The sequence below is a fragment of the Janthinobacterium amylolyticum genome, from assembly GCF_051380655.1.
Lineage (GTDB): Bacteria > Pseudomonadota > Gammaproteobacteria > Burkholderiales > Burkholderiaceae_D > Janthinobacterium.
Map to the genome: position 1 here is coordinate 1 of NZ_JBNYXL010000023.1, position 17701 is coordinate 17701.

A 17701-nucleotide genomic window follows, 5' to 3' on the forward strand; every position below is an offset into this window, starting at 1 on the left:
GGTGCCGCGCACCATTTATGAACTGGACGGGGAGCCTGAATTGATGATGCTGGAACTGGGGCAGCCCGTACTGCTGCGTGATGTGCGCTTCGGCCTGCAGGATGGCTTGCCGGGCGTGGTGGTGCTGCTGTCGCGCTACTGGCTGACAGGCCGCGTCACCGTGGGAGTGCTGGTATGAGGCTCGTCGCGGGTGAGCGCGACAACCTCATCATGAATACCGTGCCGCGCTTCCAGCCGGCCAACGACCGCGTGCTGCTGCTGGCGGCGACGGCGCCGGGGTTCAAAGTGGCAGCCACGACAATCGCAACCCCGGCCAGCATCGATTTCACGGCGGGGTTGGTAAACATGCAGGGGCAGGTAGTATTTGCCGCAAGCAATGCCAGCGTGCTGACGCGCGTTGGCAACGTGGCCAGCTTGACGTCTGGCGGCATGGTGGGCGACAGCGTGACGGTCACGGCCACCATCGTTGTCGATGGCCTGACCTATACCGCCAGCCAGACGGTCAGCAAGGTTTTTGACGGCATCACCGGCAATTCCTCGCGCATCTGTTACAGCAAATCCACATTGCTCTCGTTGGCCAGTACGCCTGCGACGATCAGCACCTCGGGGAGCGCATCGTTCCCACCGCTGAATACCTGGGGCGCCGGCACTGTGTGGGAGGGCTCACCGCCGCTTTTTGGCGCAGGCGAATTGCTTTATCGCTCGGATGGGATTTTCAATCCAGCCAGCGGCACCACGAGTTGGGCGGCGCCGTATCTGAATGCCTGGAAAGTTGGCCAGCTGAGTGCGATTGCAGCTGATCTGGGCAGAGTCACCGCCGGCGATATGCAAGCGGTGACTATCCACGGCGGGCCAGGCTACGCTCATAGCACGCCGACCTGGCCAACGGATGGCCTGGGCGGGTTCCACCTCAGCGCCGCAGGCTTGCTGATTGGTAATTACAACACAGGTAAATATTTCCAGGCGACGCCGGACGGGAATGTTTACATGCCAGGGGTGAAGGTAGAGGGCGGTCTGGCCACCTTCTCGGGCAACATCACTACAGGATCCGGTACCGGCTTTCGCATCGAGATGGGGCCGACCGATCCCATCTATGCAATGTGGGCGGGCGCAGGCGCAAAAAACGACGTCAATGCCGTTTTCTACTTGAAGCGAGATGGCGCAGGATACTTCGGCGGGGCGTTGACGGCTGGGACGTTGAGAACTGCCGTTACCAGTCCGGAGATAAACCCGAACGCGCAATTGGTCAATGGCCCGTTTGGCTCTAATGGCGGATTGATCACGGTGATCTGCAGCTTTGCGTGGAGCCGTACCCTAGGCTCTACGCGCGCCACGTACACGGCGGGCGCCGGAAGTACCCAGGCAGTGGTCAAACTGTACCGGGGACTTGCAGGTGGTCCTACGGATACCTTGCTGGCAACCTCTACTTTTACAGGCCCGCCGGCGGCTATCGAAAACACGGTCATTTTTGAAGAGATGTCTACGTGCAGCCTGGGCGTGTCCGGTTCTTTTACTTTTACAGACGATGCGCGCAGTAATGCTGACCATACTTACCGTGTAACGGTAGCCATGGTGGAGCAAGCCGTAACGATCGGCAGTCGTCCTGGCGCTGATCGTCCCCCGTTGAATGCAGTGATTCAGCGTTTATCCAATACCACCGCGGAATAGCATGACTAATTTACGCATCATCCACGACAATGCGGCCGACCGCGCGGTGCTTTCCGCATCAAGTCAGGCCGGTGCGCTGGGCCCGGCCAACCTGCAGCGCGAGCGCAAGTCGGCGGTGCTCCGCTCGGTCGGCCCCTTTCTGCATATCACGGCGACACTGTCGCTTGGCGAAATCGTCGGCGGCGTTGTGCTGCCTTTTTGTAACCTCACCGCAAGCGCTCTAATCCGCGTTCGCGGGTATGCCGCACCTGGTGATGCCACGCCAGTATTTGACACAGGAGGGGTTTTAGCCTGTGCTTACGCGCCGATGGGCGCTTGGGAGTGGGGGGCTGCCGCGTTGGCCGTGAATGCCTTTTCGTTCGGCGGCGGCACCTATGCGCGCGTCTGGTTCCCGCGCACGACGGCGCGCCACTTCTTCATCGAACTTGCCGACCCGGACAATCCGGCCGGCTACATCGAGTGCTCGCGCCTGGTGATGGGCAACTACTGGGAGCCTGATGTCAACGCCAGCTATGGCGCCAGCGTGACGCCGGTCGACACGTCGACGCAATACCGCAAGGGTTCCGGCGAGCAGGGCGTCGAGGCCGGCAGTGCGTATCGCAAGCTGACGTTGGCGCTCGAGCACATGACGCCGATGGACCGGGCCAGCGTCTGGCGCCTGGTGCGCGGCAGCGGCAAGCGCAGACCGATCCTGGTGAGCCTGTTTCCAGATAATGCCGATCCCGAGCTGGAGCAGACCCACCAGTTGTATGGCCGCCTCAGCGACCTGGCCGCCATTTCGACGCCGTATTTTGACACCTATGCAACATCACTTGATATCGAGGAATTGTAATGGCTAAAATTTTCTATCCTGGCATGCCCAATTGGCTGGACGCGCTCAATACACTGGCAGAAGGGCAGCTTGCCGCCATCAGCACATTATTCGTCAATTTGAATTTTTCGGGCAATAGCCTACGCATTAAAGGTGACCTGTCGAACGCGTTGCATAGCAACAGGCTGCTGGCGCAGACCAATGTGGCTAACAGTCCTTCGGTATTTGGCGTCGTGCCTTCAGGAGCCGCGACGTCTGGTCAGTTTAACGCCTACAACGGATCAAATCCTGATAGCGCAGGTGCAGTCCAGTTGAAAGTGGACGCGACACGTGCGGCGGTGCTTTCGGTCGCTATCGGTGGAGCGCCGTCTTTGCCCTTGGGCTTCGACACCAACAGCATCGAGCGTATGCGCTTTGGCGTCAATGGCGAATTGCTATACGGCACGTCAATCAGCGGTAGCCCTGTGGCAAATCGCGCTAATGGTATCCGCTTTGACCCTAGCACACGTTCAATCTCAATGCGTTCTTCCGCACCCAGTGAATTTGGTCTTGCCGGCAACAATGGCACACATATTCAGTTTTACACTGATAACGGCGCCGGCTTCGTAGGTGCCGGCGCAATCATTTCAAGTGGCAACACCACAGTCTTCGCTTCCCCTTCAGACTATCGACTGAAGAGCGGTGTATATCGGCTTACTAATTGCCGGGAGTCGATGCGCAAGCTTCCGCCCGAAGGCTGGACATGGCCAGATGGCTCACCTGGTGAGGGATGGTTGGCACATAAGGCCCAGGAGTTCTGCCCTCAAGCTGTTATTGGCGTGAAAGATGCCATGAAGGAGGACGACGAAGGCAACCCCATCGTCCTTCTTGAGCCGGACTACCAGGTCATGGACAAAACTTTTTTCATCCCGCGCATGTACGGAGCGCAGCTTGAAATGGATGCCGCCCTGCTGGCGGCCGAGCTGGCGATCGAGCAAATGCGTGCGCTGCTGGATACGGCCTTGGCGCGCATTGATGCGCTGGAAGCCCGGACCGCGTAAATGCAGCACCGCACCACAGGCCGCCTTCGGGCGGCTTTTTTCATTTCCACCACCTGAAAGGCACTACATGGCCATCGAAACAACCGCCGCCGGCGGCGCACTGATCAAAATTTTTGGCATCCCGGTCCTGGCCGGCGCTGCCGCAACCTCACTGGGATTCATGTTTATGTGGCCAAAAACAGCCAAGGAAGCGGGCGTGCGCTTCTTCGTCACCATTCTGTTTTCCGCCCTGATGGGTCCGGCCCTGGTCGTGGTCGTGCGCAACTGGATGCCGGGCCTGTTCGACAGCGCGCGTGCCGTAGCCGTGCTGTACGGCAGCGACCCGGCCTTGGGCTTCCTGTTCATTGCCGCACCGTTGATGGTGGCTGCCGGGTTGCCCGCCTGGTGGGTGCTAGGCGCCACAGTGCGCTGGCTCGACAAGCGCCGCGACAAGGATATCGGCGAGCTGGCGCGCGATGCGGCCGCTGTCGTCCGTGACGTGCGGGGTGGCCTGTGAACCTGAGCCCTCATTTCAGCCTGACCGAACTGGTCGCCTCGCAGGTGGCCACCCGCAAAGGCATCGATAACACGCCGGCGCCCGCCATCGTCGCCAACCTCACGCGCCTGGCCTCGCTGCTGGAGCAGGTGCGCGCGCTGGTGGGCGCGCCCATCACTATTTCCAGCGGCTACCGCTCCCCGGCGCTCAACCGGGCGGTGGGCGGCGCAGCGAGCAGCGCCCACGTGCTGGGCCTGGCCGCCGACATCAGCACCAACAAGCTGGCGCCCAAGGCGCTGGCCCTGCTGATCCGGCAGAGCGGCATGGTCTTCGATCAGCTGATCTACGAGGGCACGTGGGTGCACATTGCCCTGTCGGCTGGCGCGCCGCGGCGCCAGGTGCTGACGGCCAAGTTTGCCAGCGGCGGCGTCAGCTACGTGGCGGGCATCGTATGAGCGCCCTGGGCGCGCTGGCAGGTGCCGCCGTCAGTGGCATCTGGAAGGCAGCGGCCATTGTCCTGGCCGGTGCTCTGCTTGTCGTGGCCAGCGCCGCCGGTACTGGCTGGTGGTTGGCCGCCGGCGACCGTGACACCACGCGCGCGGCGCTAGTGCAGGAGCAAGGCGCTGGTGCGCAGTTGCGCATATCGATCGCCGAGCAGAACCGCGCCATCGATGGGATGGCCAAGGCGACCTTGGCGGCACAGGAACGCGGCGCAGCGGCGCAGGCGGCCGCCGCTGCCAAGGGCAAGAAGTTTGACGCCGCCTTGGTGCAGATCGCTGGTGCGCGCGCCGCGACCTGCGACGAGGCCATGCCGGCCGCCAGGCTGCTGCTGGAGAGTGTGCGATGAAATGGATACTTGCAATGCTGCTGGCCGGCTGCGGCAGCGCGCCGCCGGCGCCGCACCCGGTCGAAATTCCCGTCTTTATACCATGTGTAAAGTCGGTGCCGCAGCGGCCGGCCTACGAATTCGACAAGTTGGCGTCGACGGCAACAGACGGCGAGATCGTACTGGCGCTGGCGCGAGACTGGGTTCGCGGGCGCAAGTACGAGGGGGACTTGGAGGTGCTAGTTTTGGGATGCAGATAGTTTGGGTGGGGATTGCAATTTTAAGTTAGAGTATATTTTTATGGAGAAATTATGACTATTAATATTACCTCAAATCATTTTTTCGATTGTGGAACTGGAGTCAAAGTTGATGGTGATTTGGATGTCAATGCGTCCGGAAATAAGTTTGTTCGTGTAGGTAAAGCATTCGATATTTCCGAACAAAAGTCTTTGCTTGAGAAATTGGGGCTTCCTAAAACCACAGATCCAGATATTGTCTTGGAGGCTCTTGCTATCCTGCAAGGGGTGAGAGCTGAACCTACTGTCGTACAAGAAAATGCCTTAAAGGGTTCTCGCCTAGCCGTTGAGCTACTTTCTATCGGCTCTAATTTGGTAACAGTTCTTCCCTTTCTTATAGGGCTTCTTCCGCCAGTATAGCGTGCAAAAAAATGGTATTTTCTAAGATGCTCTATGTGCGCCGACTACACCCCAAGCCGTAAGGAAGAGATCGAGGAGAGCTTTCGGGCTGGATACCCGCTGCTCGACCTCCCGCCCGAGGCATGGCCCGGCTATATGGCACCAATCCTTCGTGGCTCGCACGACACACCCGGCGAGTTGGAAGTCGCCTCGGCCATGTTCGGCATGGTGCCGCACTGGGCAGATCACAAGCTGGCCCGCCAGACCTACAATGCCCGCACCGAGACGGTGGCCAGCAAGCCATCCTTTCGCAGCGCCTGGAAGCGCAAGCAGTTCTGCATCATTCCGGCGGCCAAATTCTTCGAACCCAACTACTGAACTGGCAAGCCGGCTTGCTGGGGCATCGAGCGCGCCGTGCCTGTATCTGGGAACTCCGGCCAGCGGTTCGTGCACCAAAGAGTGTCGGATAGAATTAACTTTTGGCCATATTTTCTTTGATTGGTTAAAGCACAAGACGTATGACAGAATATTGCTGTAATTGTGACTATACTGAATTCGTAAACTTTTTTTGTTGACAAATGCATTTTTCAGGAGGAAATATGGTTTATGATAATCCCACTATTCACAACGGTTTTACGATTACAGCATTCGCTTGCGAGCTTCCAGAGGGATGCTGGCAGGGACAATTGATTCTCAGTAAATGTGGCTTCGAAGACGTCACGGAGCCGAATTTGCAAAATCGCGCAACGGAGTACGAAGCCGTACAGTCGGCACTTGCAATGGGTTGGCAAATCGCAAATTACGCGATCCCCGATCGCATTACGGGCGCTAAGTAGAGTAAATGTCACTTTTTTGTAGCAATGTGTAGTATTGTCCCTGAGATAGAAATATCAGTGTTTGCAGCAATTTAGCTGACGCGCACGACGATGGTAGAGTGAGCGTCGATGGGCGAAAAGTAGTCTTTAGTCGGCCTCCACAAGCCGTACCTTCTAATCATGCGCTACATTGGACTCCCGACGGACCATGAGAGTGCGCCTCCCGATATTCCGTTTGAGATGGCTGCTTTGAATGCCTCGCACGACAGAGAGGTCAAGCTGCTGCGCGAGACGATCAATCAATTGTTGATCATGGCCAAGATGCAGGTGCAGGAAAAGGATAAATCCGACGCCTTTGGCCTCCTGATCATGCAGTTGCGCGAAGCCAATCAAAATCTGGTGCTGGCGACGTTTGGCGCGCAGGACATGCAAGCGTCCGCCGAAGCGACGACCGTGCGTCAGACGGAATTCCTGGCCATGCTCGCGCATGAGTTGCGCAATCCCTTGCAGCCGCTGGCGATGGCCAATGATTTGCTGGCCAAGAAGGTCGACCTCGACCCCCATTTGGCGTACGTGCATGGCGTGATTGGCCGCCAGGTGGCACACATGGCGCGGCTGATCGACGACTTGCTCGATGCCTCGCGCGTCAGCAGCGGAAAGATCACCTTGCAGCTGGCGCCCATCCTGCTGAGCGACATCGTCGCCGGCGCCATGGAAGTGGGCCAGGCCAGTATTAGCCAGCGCCAGCAAGTGCTGAGAGTGAGCATGCCGAAGGAACCCCTGGTTATTGAAGGGGACCTGGTTCGCCTGACGCAAGTGTTTGCCAACCTGCTCATCAATGCCAGCAAATTTACGCATGAGTTTGGTCACATCAACATCGTCGTCAGGCGCCTCGACGAGTTGGTAGAAATTTCGGTCAGTGATGATGGCGCTGGCATTGCCCTCGATATCCAACCCTTCATCTTTGACCTGTTTACCCAGGGTTTCCGTTCACTGGAACGGGCGCAGGGCGGCCTGGGCATCGGCCTGTCGCTGGTGCGTATCATTACCCATCTGCATGGCGGAACCGTGGATGTGTTGAGCGCCGGGATCGGCTTTGGCAGCCAGTTTGTCTTGCAGCTCCCCTTGTCGTCGCTGGTTCTGCCGTCTCCCGACATTGACATGGTGCGGGAAACGCACCCATTGCCGCGCCGCATATTGTTGATCGAGGATAATGCCGATGCTGCGGAAATGCTGGCGCTGCTGCTGACACAGGACGGCCACTATGTCGACGTGCGCAATGACGGCCCCAGCGGCTTGCGCGCCGCGCTCGATGCACCTTACGATGTGATCGTGTGCGATATCGGTTTGCCAGGCATGGATGGTTTCCAGGTCATCAGTTCGGCCCGTGCGGCCCTGGCGGCGCCGCTGCCGTGCTTTGTCGCCACGTCCGGATACAGCCAACTGGGTGAGTTCGACCGCGCCAGCGAGGTGGGGTTTGACCATTACTTGGTAAAACCCATCAATATCGACGCTTTGTCGAAAATTATCACGGCAACGGTTCCGCGCTGATGGGCGAGGAAATCCGGATGCCTTTGTTTAACATGGTCCATGCACCGAAAACCGCAGAGAAAAGATCCGATTATGGCCACAGTCCATGAACAGCGGCAGCGCTTGATACAGCGTGCGCTGCGACGCGACCCAGGCACAGTGGTAGACGGCAGCATTCGCCTTTGGGAGCAACTGTCCACCGAGCTGAGCCAGATTATTGGTGAGCGGGGCGTGGAGTCGATGTATGCCCGCAGCCTGCACCAGAGCCAGAAACAGTTCAGCTGGTTGTCGCCTCATCCGCCGCAAGCGCTGAAAGATGCCATGACCGCCTTGCGCGTCAGCTTACAGGAGCAGGAGGACACCGTCGCTTCCGCAGCAAGCACGGCGATGTTGCTGCACTTCATCAATACCCTTATTTTATTAATTGGCGAACTCTTAACGAATAGCATCCTCTTCAAGGCCTGGGGTGATGACGTTGTGAATAATGCTGGAACGGAGCCGAACGAATGAACAAAGTCACCATCCACCGCCTGGCCACTGGCGTTCCGGGGTTGGACGAACTGCTGGGCGGCGGAATACCGGAATTTTCCTTCAACCTGGTGGCGGGCACACCCGGCAGCGGCAAGACGACTCTGGCGCACCAGATCATGTTTTCCCTTGCCTCGCCGGAGCGCAAGGCGCTGTTTTTCACGGTCCTGGGCGAACCACCGCTGAAGATGCTGCGCTATCAGCAGCAATTTCCCTTCTTCGATGTGGAAAAGATCAACCAGTCGATCAAGTTCGTCAATCTGTCGGCGGACTTGCTGGATGGCGATTTCGACCGCGTTCTGGCGCGCATCGCCGAAGAGGTGGAAGCGTTCTCGCCCAGCCTCGTCTTCGTCGACTCCTTCCGTTCCGTGGTGCAATCGGCCAAGGCCATGGACACGGGCGCGGCGGGTTTGCAGCATTTTGTGCAGCAGCTGGGTACGCAAATGACCAGCTGGCTGGCCACGACTTTCCTGATCGGCGAATACCTGGCGCCCGAGGCCGAGTCGAGCGCCGTGTTCACGGTCGCCGACGGTATCCTGTGGCTGTCGCAGCTCGTGCACCGCGATGCCATGGTTCGCAAAATCCAGGTGGTGAAGATGCGCGGCCAAGCGCAAAGCCTGGGTGTGCACACCTTCCGCATCAATGACAATGGCGTGGAAATCTTTTCCCGCGCCGTGTTGAAGGCGAGCGGCATGGACGAGGTCAGCATTTCTGCTACTGAACGTCTGTCGCTGGGTGTGCCGGAACTCGACGCCATGATGGGTGGAGGCTTGCCGGCCGGCTATTCGCTGCTGCTGGTGGGGCCGTCGGGTTCTGGCAAGACGGTGCTGGCCACGCAATTTCTCACGGAAGGCGTGCGCTGCGGCGAGCCCGGCGTGATTGCCGCCTTCGAGAAAAGTCCGAACCAGTTGCTCAGCCATCAGATGAATGCGCTCGTCAGCTCCGGTCAGATCGGCGTGGTCAACACCCGCACGCTCGACTTGTCACTTGATGAAATCTTGCACGACCTCGTAAGCATGATCACGCGTATGAAGGCCAAGCGCGTGGTGATAGATTCCCTGTCTGGGTTTGAAATGGCGTTGGCGTCCATGTTCCGCGAGGACTTCCGTGAATCGCTATATCGCCTGGTGGCGGCCTTGACAGAGATGGGCGTGTCCGTGCTGATGACGGCCGAGCTGGAAGACCAATACACCCTGTTGCGCTTCAGCTCCTATGGCAACGCCTTCCTGGCTGATGCCATCGTCATGCAGCGCTATATAGAGCTAGAAGGCCAATTCAAGCGCGTTGTGTCGGTGGTAAAGGTGCGCGGTAGCGGCCATAGCAAGGATATCCGCTTCTATGATATCGATGAGCAAGGGTTGAAGATAGGTGCTCCCTTGAGTGGATATAGAGGTATTCTGTCTGGTCAGCCGGCCTGTAGTTGATCGCCTTCGTTTTCGGGGGGGGCTTGTTTCCAAGCACGTGGGAACGGGGACTGTTGACGTGGCATCACTGGGAATTATTAGATGCTGGCGTCTTCGCGACCAAGTATCATTGAGGGAAATCGCGAAGCGCCTCGGCATTTCGCGCAACACCGTCCGGCGCTATCTGCGCTCGGAGACAACCGAGCCCGCCTATGCGGTGCGCCAATCGGCCAACGCCATCGACCCATACGCTTTTCACCTCGCAGGCTGACTCAAGACCGAGGCTGCCAAATCACGCAAGTAGCGGCGCCGCCTAAAACAGCTTCACGAGGATCTAACGGAATTGGGGTTCAAGGGGTCTTACGACCGAGTGGCGGCGTTCGCCAGGCAATGGAGGGAGGGGTAAACAGATTTCATCGGCGCATTTCTTACTTTGAGCCAGGCGATCGCTGGGCGACGCGATAAATTGAAGGAATCGTAGTCGGCGTGAAGTGGGATTAAGTTTAACTGAAAAAGATTGTCGAAGTATTATGTAAGGCCACACTTGATGTGGCTTTTTCTATTTGGCGATTCCACTCCACATGAGCTGGTTTTTGAGGACCGGCGTGTAAGAAAACTGTGCTATGTCACACACGAAATAAAAGCTCGGATACCCATCTCAGGTAAACATGCGGGATGGGGTCGAGCATCTACCGTGGCGTGATCGATTTGCCGAGATGCCCTAATGGATTTTTTTACCTTTTTCTGCTTTTCGGAGCATTCCTATATGGCATTTTCTGTGGGACGCATACTCTTGCACAGGTCAGATTCCGCGACCTCTACGCCGTTCAGTCTGTCGCCGTAGCCGCGATGGCTCTAGGCATCTTCGTCAACGCCATGATTGAAATCATTCATTATCAGTAAGTTGCACCACTTAAAATACAAAAGGTACCTCTATGCACATTGGCTTTTTGCTCAAATCGGGGTTGGTCGTTGCGCTACTGTGGGCGGCAACCGGCTCGGCCTCGGCGGTCACCTGCACTTACATGAACGGAATCCAGCCGGCAGTAGGCTCTATGCCCTTGCAGGTATCGGCCATCACCGTCGGGCGCGATGTGCCGGTGGGTACCGAGGTGTATCGCCAAACATTCAAGATGGCTAGCGGCCAGGCGGCGAAACTGGAGTGTCTATATGCTCCGTATGAACAGTATACTGAGCTGACGGTGGATTCAGGTTATGGTCTAGCCAACTGGCCCAGTGGGACGTACGCGAATAAAGTATACAGGACCAGCATTCCTGGACTTGGGGTTGTCTTCAACAGTATTGGCGGTCTGCTGCCAAGACAGTCCGGTAAGGCATGGACCTCTTGCACGGCGGGCTGGCGCTGCCTTGTTCCTTTTGATGGACCGTCCAATTTTGAATTGATATTGATCAAACTGGGTGATGTGACCCCAGGGGTGTTGACAGGCAGCTCATTGCCGATCGTCAGTCTGTTCGGCAATTTCGGCGATGCAAGAATGCTGGGCTTCAAGATGGGCATCTCCGGCAGCCTTCAGATAGTCTCGAAGACCTGCAGCACGCCGGATGTCTCTGTGCCCATGGGCACGTATACATCCAAAGATTTTAGCGGTACCAACGGCGCTACCGGCTGGAAGGATTTTTCCATACGCTTGAATGATTGCCCGGCGTTCCACGGAACAATAAAGATTGCCGGGAACGCTGCAAGCTGGCTATCCGATAGCGGCAACTCGCCAGGCGGCACGGGAACGAAGGGAGCGCGTGAGGTGAACAGCCTGCGCTACCGCATCGATCCCGTTCGCGCGGCCATCAACGCAGGCACTGGCGTGCTGAGCCTCGATCCCGGCGCCCCAGGCCGCCCTCCCGCCGCCACTGGCATTGGTCTGCAGATCGCCACGCAGGCCGGCAACGCGCTGCCGCTGGCAAGTTTGCAGAGCAGCGGCCTGTCCTTGAACGACTTCGAACGCAGTTATGTGATCCCCCTGCGCGCGCGCTACCTGCGGACCACAGGCCCGGTGCAGGGGGGGGCGGCAAATGCGTCGGCGAAGTTCACGATTAGTTATGAGTAAGTTGCTGTCATCTAGCACGCGAGTCTAACGTCCATCGGCCAGGTAGCAATGCCACATCTTCGGTCTATCAGGCCAAGTCCTGGGCTCTAATACATGGTTACAGTCATTACTTGTGCTTGTCCTAGGTCTTTTGATGGCTTGTCGGCGCGGACGACCAGGTGGCCGCCTGCCTCCATCGCCAACACTTGGCCTGTCACGTAACTGGCTTGCTCCAATAGCAGGAAGTCAGTGGCTGTGCTGTCATAGTTGAGCTGCACCAGGTTGCCCAAGTGTTGATAGCTGGCAAGCGTGTCGTAACGAGCAAAGTGGTCAAAGTCCCCAGGAATTGGGTGCGGGCCGTCAGTGTTGTCATGGCCAGCCTGCATATACTTTTTCTAATACCTACCCTGTATCAGCGACGTAATCGTGAAGAGCAGGCGAATCCTCCCACTCTGTGACTTTTCTACGCTCTGCTTCCCGTAGGACCACTCTCAGCGCGACAGTCATGTTCACATTGTGCCTTCGCATATAAACAATTGCCTGGACCTCCCCGAGAATTTTTTCCATATCGATAGCCAAATTTACGATCTTAGCGGTAAGGAAGTCGGTTCTTCGCTCGACGGTGAGTGGTTCAGCAAGTACCGCAGGTTGCGGCATAATTTAACCTTTCCGCAGAAAATGGGGAGCTTGATCAGCATGGCTCTAACGCTAGCTAAGGGAGACACGAATTGTTGCACGGCACAATTTCTTGTGGGAATCATAGAGCGGCTAGAGGGGAATGATTCTCGCGAATACTGACTCCGGAGTTTCTTTATTTTCGTGCCTGAGTTGGCGCTGATGGCCAATTTGACGACATTCGAATAGCGTACGATCCTACAGACACCCGCAAAAAACGTTGTTAAAATTAGCTTCGGTTACTTCAGTCATGATTGCCTCATCCGTATGTGTTATTACAATAAAGAAACTGGCCTGTCCTGGCCATCGAGGCAGCTGGTTTTTGCTCCGCCGTCCTCGAACCTGTCGGCTTCTCACGCTTCTTTGGTCTTGGAAGTGCCTCTACAGGTAGAATAATGTGGCAAATCAAATTCCCAATCTCAGAATTTTGGTTGTTGACGACAACCATGATGCGGCTGATCTCCTCGCTGAATTTTTGGTAATGTCCGGGCATGATGCTCAGGCACTCTACGATGGTCCGTCAGCTATCAGGGAGGCCAACAGTACTGTCCCGAATGTCCTATTCTTAGACCTTGGGATGCCTGGAATGAATGGTTTGGAGGTTGCTGCCGCAATAAGGGGCTGTGCAGCCATGGATCGCACGAAGCTCGTTGCTCTCACTGCGTGGGGAGATGAAGAGACTCGTGCAAAGGTAAAGAATGCTGGATTCGATCAACATTTGTTGAAACCAGCATGCCTCGATGATATTTTGAAATCCTTGAACTAGCTGAATTTATGCTTGTTAGTACTGTAGGGCAGAAGGACTAGGCAGCATCAAAGTTGCAGTAAAACGCGGGCGAAATTTGGGCGAAAACGCAGGCTTTTCCAGACTTTTCCAGACCGCCCAATAAAAGCAATGAGCGCATTTCCACTATGTCTAAGGCGGTTTGCAAAGGTTCAAGACAAAAGATGGGAATTTCTGTATAATCTGCTTTTGCGCCAATAGGAAATGCTATGCGTCTACTTCAAAAAGCACTCACATTCGATGACGTGCTGCTCGTCCCAGCCTACTCCAACGTTCTGCCCGCCGATACGTCCCTCAAAACTCGCCTGACCCGCAACATCACCCTGAATATTCCCTTGCTGTCCGCAGCCATGGACACGGTGACGGAAGCCCGCCTCGCGATCGCGATGGCCCAGGAAGGCGGCATCGGCATCATTCACAAGAATTTGAATCCGAAAGACCAGGCACGTGAAGTGGCCCGCGTGAAGCGTTTCGAAGCCGGCGTGCTGCGCGACCCGATTACCATTCCGCCGGATATGAAAATCCGCGACGTGATCGCCCTGACGGAACAATATGGCATCAGCGGTTTCCCTGTTGTCAAAGGCAAGGAAGTCGTCGGCATCATCACCAACCGCGACTTGCGTTTTGAACAGGAACTCGACGCGGAAGCCTCCGCCAAGATGACCCCGCGCGAAAAACTCGTGGTCGTCAACGAAGACGCCGATACGGCCGAAGCCAAGCGCCTGATGAACAAGCACCGCCTCGAGCGCGTGCTGGTCGTCAACGACGCGTTCGAACTGCGCGGCCTGATCACCGTCAAGGATATCCAGAAGTCGACTTCGCACCCGTTCGCGTCGAAAGACAGCCAGGGCAAGCTGCTGGTCGGCGCTGCCGTCGGCGTTGGCGCCAAGGATGAAGAGCGCATCGACCTGCTGGTCGCCGCCGGCGTTGACGTGCTGGTGGTCGATACGGCCCACGGCCACTCGCAAGGCATCCTCGACCGCGTGAAGTGGATCAAGACCAAGTACCCGCAAGTGGAAGTTATCGGCGGCAATATCGCCACGGCCGCCGCCGCCAAGGCACTGGTCGAATACGGCGCTGACGCCGTCAAGGTCGGCATCGGTCCTGGCTCGATCTGCACCACGCGTATCGTCGCTGGCGTGGGCGTGCCGCAAATCACGGCCATTTCGAACGTGGCTGAAGCACTGGAAGGCACGGGCGTGCCGTGTATCGCCGACGGCGGTATCCGCTTCTCGGGCGATATTTCCAAGGCGCTGGCCGCTGGCGCCTCGACCGTCATGATGGGTTCCATGTTTGCCGGTACGGAAGAAGCACCTGGCGAAGTGATCCTGTACCAGGGCCGCAGCTACAAGTCCTACCGCGGCATGGGTTCGCTGGGCGCGATGTCCGATGGTTCGGCTGACCGCTATTTCCAGGACGCCACCATGAAGGCCGATAAGTTCGTGCCTGAAGGTATCGAAGGCCGCGTTGCCTACAAGGGCAGCGTGCTGGCGATCATCTTCCAGCTGGTGGGCGGCGTGCGCCAATCGATGGGCTATTGCGGTTGCGCCACCATCGACGAACTGCGCGAGAAAGCGGAATTCGTGGAAATCACCTCGGCCGGCATGCGCGAATCGCATGTCCATGATGTGCAGATCACGAAAGAAGCGCCAAATTATCGCTCCGAGTAAGCGGTAACGAAAGTCCAGACCGGCGCCCAGTGCGCCGGTTTTGCAATTGACCTTGAATAAAGCTCCGACCATGCATTCTAAAATCCTCATTCTCGATTTCGGTTCCCAAGTCACCCAGTTGATCGCCCGCCGCGTGCGCGATTCCGGCGTGTTTTCCGAAGTCTTCCCGTATGACGTCAGCGACGAATTCGTGCGCAACTATGGCGCCGCCGGCGTGATTCTGTCGGGCAGCCACAATTCCACCCTGGACGGCGACTCGCCGCGCGCGCCGCAAGCCGTGTTCGAACTGGGCGTGCCTGTGCTGGGCATCTGCTACGGCATGCAAACCATGGCGGCCCAGCTGGGCGGCCAAGTTGAAAACGGCCTGGTGCGTGAATTCGGCTACGCCGAAGTGCGCGCCCGCAGCCATACCAAGCTGCTCAATGGTATTGCCGATTTCGTCACCGACGAAGGCCACGGCATGCTGAAAGTGTGGATGAGCCACGGCGACAAGGTATTGGAAATGCCGCCAGGCTTCAAGCTGATGGGCAACACCCCGAGCTGCCCGATCGCCGCCATGGCCGACGAAGAGCGCCAGTTCTACGGCGTGCAGTTCCACCCGGAAGTGACGCACACGGTGCAGGGCAAGGCCATCATCGGCCGTTTCGTGCATGAAATCTGCGGCTGCAAATCGGACTGGAACATGCCTGACTACATCAGCGAAGCGGTGGAAAAGATCCGCGCGCAAGTGGGCACGGATGAAGTCATCCTGGGTCTGTCCGGCGGCGTCGATTCGTCCGTCGCGGCAGCACTGATCCACCGCGCCATCGGCGACCAGCTGACCTGCGTCTTCGTCGACCATGGCCTGCTGCGCCTGGACGAAGGCAAGATGGTGATGGACATGTTCGCCAAGAACCTGGGCGTGAAAGTCATCCGCATCGACGCGGAAGACCAGTTCATGGGCCACCTGGCCGGCGTTGCCGACCCTGAGCAGAAGCGCAAGATCATCGGCCGCGAATTCGTCGAAGTGTTCCAGGTCGAGTCGGGCAAGCTGGTGAATGCCAAATGGCTGGCGCAAGGCACGATTTACCCGGACGTGATCGAATCGGCCGGCAAGGGCAAGAAAGGCCAGACCATCAAGAGCCACCACAACGTGGGCGGCTTGCCGGACACCATGAAGCTCAAACTGCTCGAACCCCTGCGCGAACTGTTCAAGGACGAAGTGCGCAAGCTGGGCGTGGCCCTGGGCTTGCCGCATGACATGGTTTACCGTCACCCGTTCCCAGGCCCTGGCCTGGGTGTGCGCATTCTCGGCGAAGTCAAGAAAGAATTCGCCGACCTGCTGCGCCGTGCCGACGCCATCTTCATCGAAGAGCTGCGCAACACGCCGTATGAGCCGGTCGTGGTGCCAGGCTTCGACCAGGATAGCGTGCCGACCAATTGGTACGAAGCGACGAGCCAGGCGTTCGCCGTCTTCCTGCCAGTCAAGTCGGTCGGCGTGATGGGCGATGGCCGTACCTACGAATACGTGGTGGCCCTGCGCGCTGTGCAAACGCAGGACTTCATGACGGCCCACTGGGCACACCTGCCGCACAGCTTGCTTGGCAAGGTCTCCAACCGCATCATCAACGAAGTGCGCGGCATCAACCGTGTCGTCTACGATATTTCGGGCAAGCCGCCGGCGACCATTGAGTGGGAATAATCTCCCATCCGGCAGCGTAAAGTAACGCCGGGTCATTGAAACAGCTAAGCCCCTGATTTTTCAGGGGCTTTTTTATTTTGTTTGGCAAACGCAAGCAATCCACGGCAGAGCCAAGCGCGGCTTTTTGTGGGTATGTTTGTAGGTACTCAAATGTAAGCGTCTGCCCAGTGACGTCTTGGCTAGTTGCGGGATTTGATCGATGATGGCGTCACAGCGATTGACGTTTTTATACAGCCTGGGCCAGAAGCCGACCTTGACGGCTTGAAATGCTTTCGTTTCAAATCGATAAAAAAATGCCGCATAATAAATGAAACGGTGTGCTACCCCACGTAGCAGGCCTCACATGGGGGAGACATGGCACAAGTGCTGAGAATACTGGTGGTTGATGATGTTGAAACAATGCGCAAGGTCACGGCTGGCCAACTGGCCTCGCTTGGCTACGGATCGGTGGATCTCGCAGCCGATGGCTCTGAAGCTTGGCGCATGATTGAGCGCAAGCGTTATGATTTGGTGATCTCCGACTGGAATATGCCGGCGTTGACCGGCATCGCCCTACTGCAGATGATTCGTTCCAGTCCGCGCCATGTGCACATGCCGTTCATTATGATCACCGCCGAGGCCGAGCGCAGCCGCATCGAAACGGCCATCAGCAGCGGTGTCAGCGACCTGCTAGTCAAACCCTACACGGCGGGCCGGCTGGCCACCAGCATCAAGCGGGCGATGGCGCATCAGGTTGCAGCACCGGCGCCGGATAAGGAAACGAACATCGACGCGCCGCAGGCCGCCACACCCGTGGACGATGTGATCGTCAAGCCACCGGCGGCGGTCCATTTACAATCAAGGGAACCGTTGCCTCCGACATTGCTCCTGGTCGACGACACCGCTGACAACTTGTACGTGCTGGCCAATGTGTTCAAGGGCCGCTACCGCATCAAGGCAGCGCACAACGGCGAGAAAGCACTGGCCTTGTGCTGTGGCGACACGCCGCCAGACCTAGTTGTGATGTTTCAATAGGTTGTTGTGGTTCATTCGGATTGGATTTGAGACACTGGAAATCGCCAAACCCCCAGTTCTCAAGGAAACCAACCGAATGAACATCCATAAGAATGCCCGAT

17 protein-coding genes and 1 pseudogene are annotated in these 17701 nt (G+C 57.6%); 17 read left to right on the plus strand and 1 reads right to left on the minus strand.

Going from position 1 to position 17701, the window contains the following annotated elements; genetic code table 11:
• Positions 1-174: 174 nt before the first annotated feature.
• From ACQ4WR_RS28065 to ACQ4WR_RS28125, 13 genes and pseudogenes are all read left to right on the plus strand, one after another.
• On the plus strand, positions 175-1668 hold the full coding sequence (locus tag ACQ4WR_RS28065) for a hypothetical protein (protein ID WP_436491369.1): 1494 nt from the start codon (positions 175-177) through the stop codon (positions 1666-1668).
• 1 nt (position 1669) lies between these two features.
• Positions 1670-2500: a hypothetical protein gene (locus ACQ4WR_RS28070; protein WP_436491371.1), complete on the plus strand. Its 831-nt coding sequence runs from the start codon at positions 1670-1672 to the stop codon at positions 2498-2500.
• The gene (locus ACQ4WR_RS28075) at positions 2500-3519 is read left to right on the plus strand and encodes a hypothetical protein (RefSeq protein WP_436491373.1); all 1020 of its coding nucleotides are present in this window, start codon (positions 2500-2502) and stop codon (positions 3517-3519) included. The genes ACQ4WR_RS28070 and ACQ4WR_RS28075 overlap by 1 nt, the downstream gene beginning before the upstream one ends.
• Before the next feature lie 166 nt (positions 3520-3685).
• Positions 3686-4015, plus strand: a complete 330-nt coding sequence (locus ACQ4WR_RS28080; protein ID WP_436491374.1) for a hypothetical protein — start codon at positions 3686-3688, stop codon at positions 4013-4015.
• Positions 4012-4449: a D-Ala-D-Ala carboxypeptidase family metallohydrolase gene (locus ACQ4WR_RS28085; protein ID WP_436491376.1), complete on the plus strand. Its 438-nt coding sequence runs from the start codon at positions 4012-4014 to the stop codon at positions 4447-4449. The genes ACQ4WR_RS28080 and ACQ4WR_RS28085 overlap by 4 nt, the downstream gene beginning before the upstream one ends.
• On the plus strand, positions 4446-4841 hold the full coding sequence (locus ACQ4WR_RS28090; protein WP_436491378.1) for a hypothetical protein: 396 nt from the start codon (positions 4446-4448) through the stop codon (positions 4839-4841). The genes ACQ4WR_RS28085 and ACQ4WR_RS28090 overlap by 4 nt, the downstream gene beginning before the upstream one ends.
• Before the next feature lie 290 nt (positions 4842-5131).
• Entirely contained in the window at positions 5132-5476 is a 345-nt protein-coding gene (locus ACQ4WR_RS28095; RefSeq protein ID WP_436491379.1) for a hypothetical protein, read from the plus strand.
• A 33-nt stretch (positions 5477-5509) separates the two neighbouring features.
• Positions 5510-5833, plus strand: a complete 324-nt coding sequence (locus tag ACQ4WR_RS28100) for an SOS response-associated peptidase family protein (RefSeq protein ID WP_436491381.1) — start codon at positions 5510-5512, stop codon at positions 5831-5833.
• A 677-nt stretch (positions 5834-6510) separates the two neighbouring features.
• Positions 6511-7821 carry a hybrid sensor histidine kinase/response regulator gene (locus ACQ4WR_RS28105; protein ID WP_436491383.1) on the plus strand — a complete coding sequence of 437 codons (1311 nt, stop codon included), beginning with the start codon at positions 6511-6513 and terminating at the stop codon, positions 7819-7821.
• 72 nt (positions 7822-7893) lie between these two features.
• On the plus strand, positions 7894-8310 hold the full coding sequence (locus ACQ4WR_RS28110; protein WP_436491385.1) for a hypothetical protein: 417 nt from the start codon (positions 7894-7896) through the stop codon (positions 8308-8310).
• Positions 8307-9752, plus strand: a complete 1446-nt coding sequence (locus tag ACQ4WR_RS28115) for an ATPase domain-containing protein (protein ID WP_436491386.1) — start codon at positions 8307-8309, stop codon at positions 9750-9752. Before ACQ4WR_RS28110 ends, ACQ4WR_RS28115 begins: the two co-directional genes overlap by 4 nt.
• 58 nt (positions 9753-9810) lie before the next feature.
• Positions 9811-10131 (plus strand): annotated as a pseudogene (locus ACQ4WR_RS28120) (helix-turn-helix domain-containing protein); the annotation flags it as partial.
• A 535-nt stretch (positions 10132-10666) separates the two neighbouring features.
• Positions 10667-11797, plus strand: coding sequence for a fimbrial protein (locus tag ACQ4WR_RS28125; protein WP_436491388.1), 1131 nt, complete (start codon positions 10667-10669; stop codon positions 11795-11797).
• 86 nt (positions 11798-11883) lie between these two features.
• On the opposite strand, the gene ACQ4WR_RS28130 is transcribed toward ACQ4WR_RS28125, so the two are convergent.
• The gene (locus ACQ4WR_RS28130; RefSeq protein WP_436491390.1) at positions 11884-12162 is read right to left on the minus strand and encodes a hypothetical protein; all 279 of its coding nucleotides are present in this window, start codon (positions 12160-12162) and stop codon (positions 11884-11886) included.
• A gap of 686 nt (positions 12163-12848) precedes the next feature.
• On the opposite strand from ACQ4WR_RS28130, the gene ACQ4WR_RS28135 reads away from it, so the two are divergent.
• The 4 genes from ACQ4WR_RS28135 (at position 12849) to ACQ4WR_RS28150 (ending at position 17600) form a co-directional block, all read left to right on the plus strand.
• Entirely contained in the window at positions 12849-13217 is a 369-nt protein-coding gene (locus tag ACQ4WR_RS28135; protein ID WP_436491391.1) for a response regulator, read from the plus strand.
• 227 nt (positions 13218-13444) lie between these two features.
• Positions 13445-14905, plus strand: a complete 1461-nt coding sequence (guaB, locus tag ACQ4WR_RS28140) for an IMP dehydrogenase (protein ID WP_092804372.1) — start codon at positions 13445-13447, stop codon at positions 14903-14905.
• Positions 14906-14975: 70 nt separating this feature from the next.
• Positions 14976-16586 carry a glutamine-hydrolyzing GMP synthase gene (gene guaA / locus ACQ4WR_RS28145; RefSeq protein ID WP_102293688.1) on the plus strand — a complete coding sequence of 537 codons (1611 nt, stop codon included), beginning with the start codon at positions 14976-14978 and terminating at the stop codon, positions 16584-16586.
• 354 nt (positions 16587-16940) lie between these two features.
• Positions 16941-17600, plus strand: coding sequence for a response regulator (locus ACQ4WR_RS28150; RefSeq protein ID WP_436491394.1), 660 nt, complete (start codon positions 16941-16943; stop codon positions 17598-17600).
• The last annotated feature ends 101 nt before the right edge of the window (positions 17601-17701 follow it).

Coding starts and splice junctions, on each gene's coding strand:
- ACQ4WR_RS28065 (WP_436491369.1), top strand. CDS start 175: ATGAGGCTCGTCGCGGGTGAGCGCGACAACCTCATCATGAATACCGTG.
- ACQ4WR_RS28070 (WP_436491371.1), top strand. CDS start 1,670: ATGACTAATTTACGCATCATCCACGACAATGCGGCCGACCGCGCGGTG.
- guaA (WP_102293688.1), top strand. CDS start 14,976: ATGCATTCTAAAATCCTCATTCTCGATTTCGGTTCCCAAGTCACCCAG.
- guaB (WP_092804372.1), top strand. CDS start 13,445: ATGCGTCTACTTCAAAAAGCACTCACATTCGATGACGTGCTGCTCGTC.
- ACQ4WR_RS28105 (WP_436491383.1), top strand. CDS start 6,511: ATGGCTGCTTTGAATGCCTCGCACGACAGAGAGGTCAAGCTGCTGCGC.
- ACQ4WR_RS28090 (WP_436491378.1), top strand. CDS start 4,446: ATGAGCGCCCTGGGCGCGCTGGCAGGTGCCGCCGTCAGTGGCATCTGG.
- ACQ4WR_RS28115 (WP_436491386.1), top strand. CDS start 8,307: ATGAACAAAGTCACCATCCACCGCCTGGCCACTGGCGTTCCGGGGTTG.
- ACQ4WR_RS28095 (WP_436491379.1), top strand. CDS start 5,132: ATGACTATTAATATTACCTCAAATCATTTTTTCGATTGTGGAACTGGA.
- ACQ4WR_RS28100 (WP_436491381.1), top strand. CDS start 5,510: ATGTGCGCCGACTACACCCCAAGCCGTAAGGAAGAGATCGAGGAGAGC.
- ACQ4WR_RS28110 (WP_436491385.1), top strand. CDS start 7,894: ATGGCCACAGTCCATGAACAGCGGCAGCGCTTGATACAGCGTGCGCTG.
- ACQ4WR_RS28080 (WP_436491374.1), top strand. CDS start 3,686: ATGTGGCCAAAAACAGCCAAGGAAGCGGGCGTGCGCTTCTTCGTCACC.
- ACQ4WR_RS28075 (WP_436491373.1), top strand. CDS start 2,500: ATGGCTAAAATTTTCTATCCTGGCATGCCCAATTGGCTGGACGCGCTC.
- ACQ4WR_RS28125 (WP_436491388.1), top strand. CDS start 10,667: ATGCACATTGGCTTTTTGCTCAAATCGGGGTTGGTCGTTGCGCTACTG.
- ACQ4WR_RS28130 (WP_436491390.1), bottom strand. CDS start 12,162: ATGCAGGCTGGCCATGACAACACTGACGGCCCGCACCCAATTCCTGGG.
- ACQ4WR_RS28150 (WP_436491394.1), top strand. CDS start 16,941: ATGGCACAAGTGCTGAGAATACTGGTGGTTGATGATGTTGAAACAATG.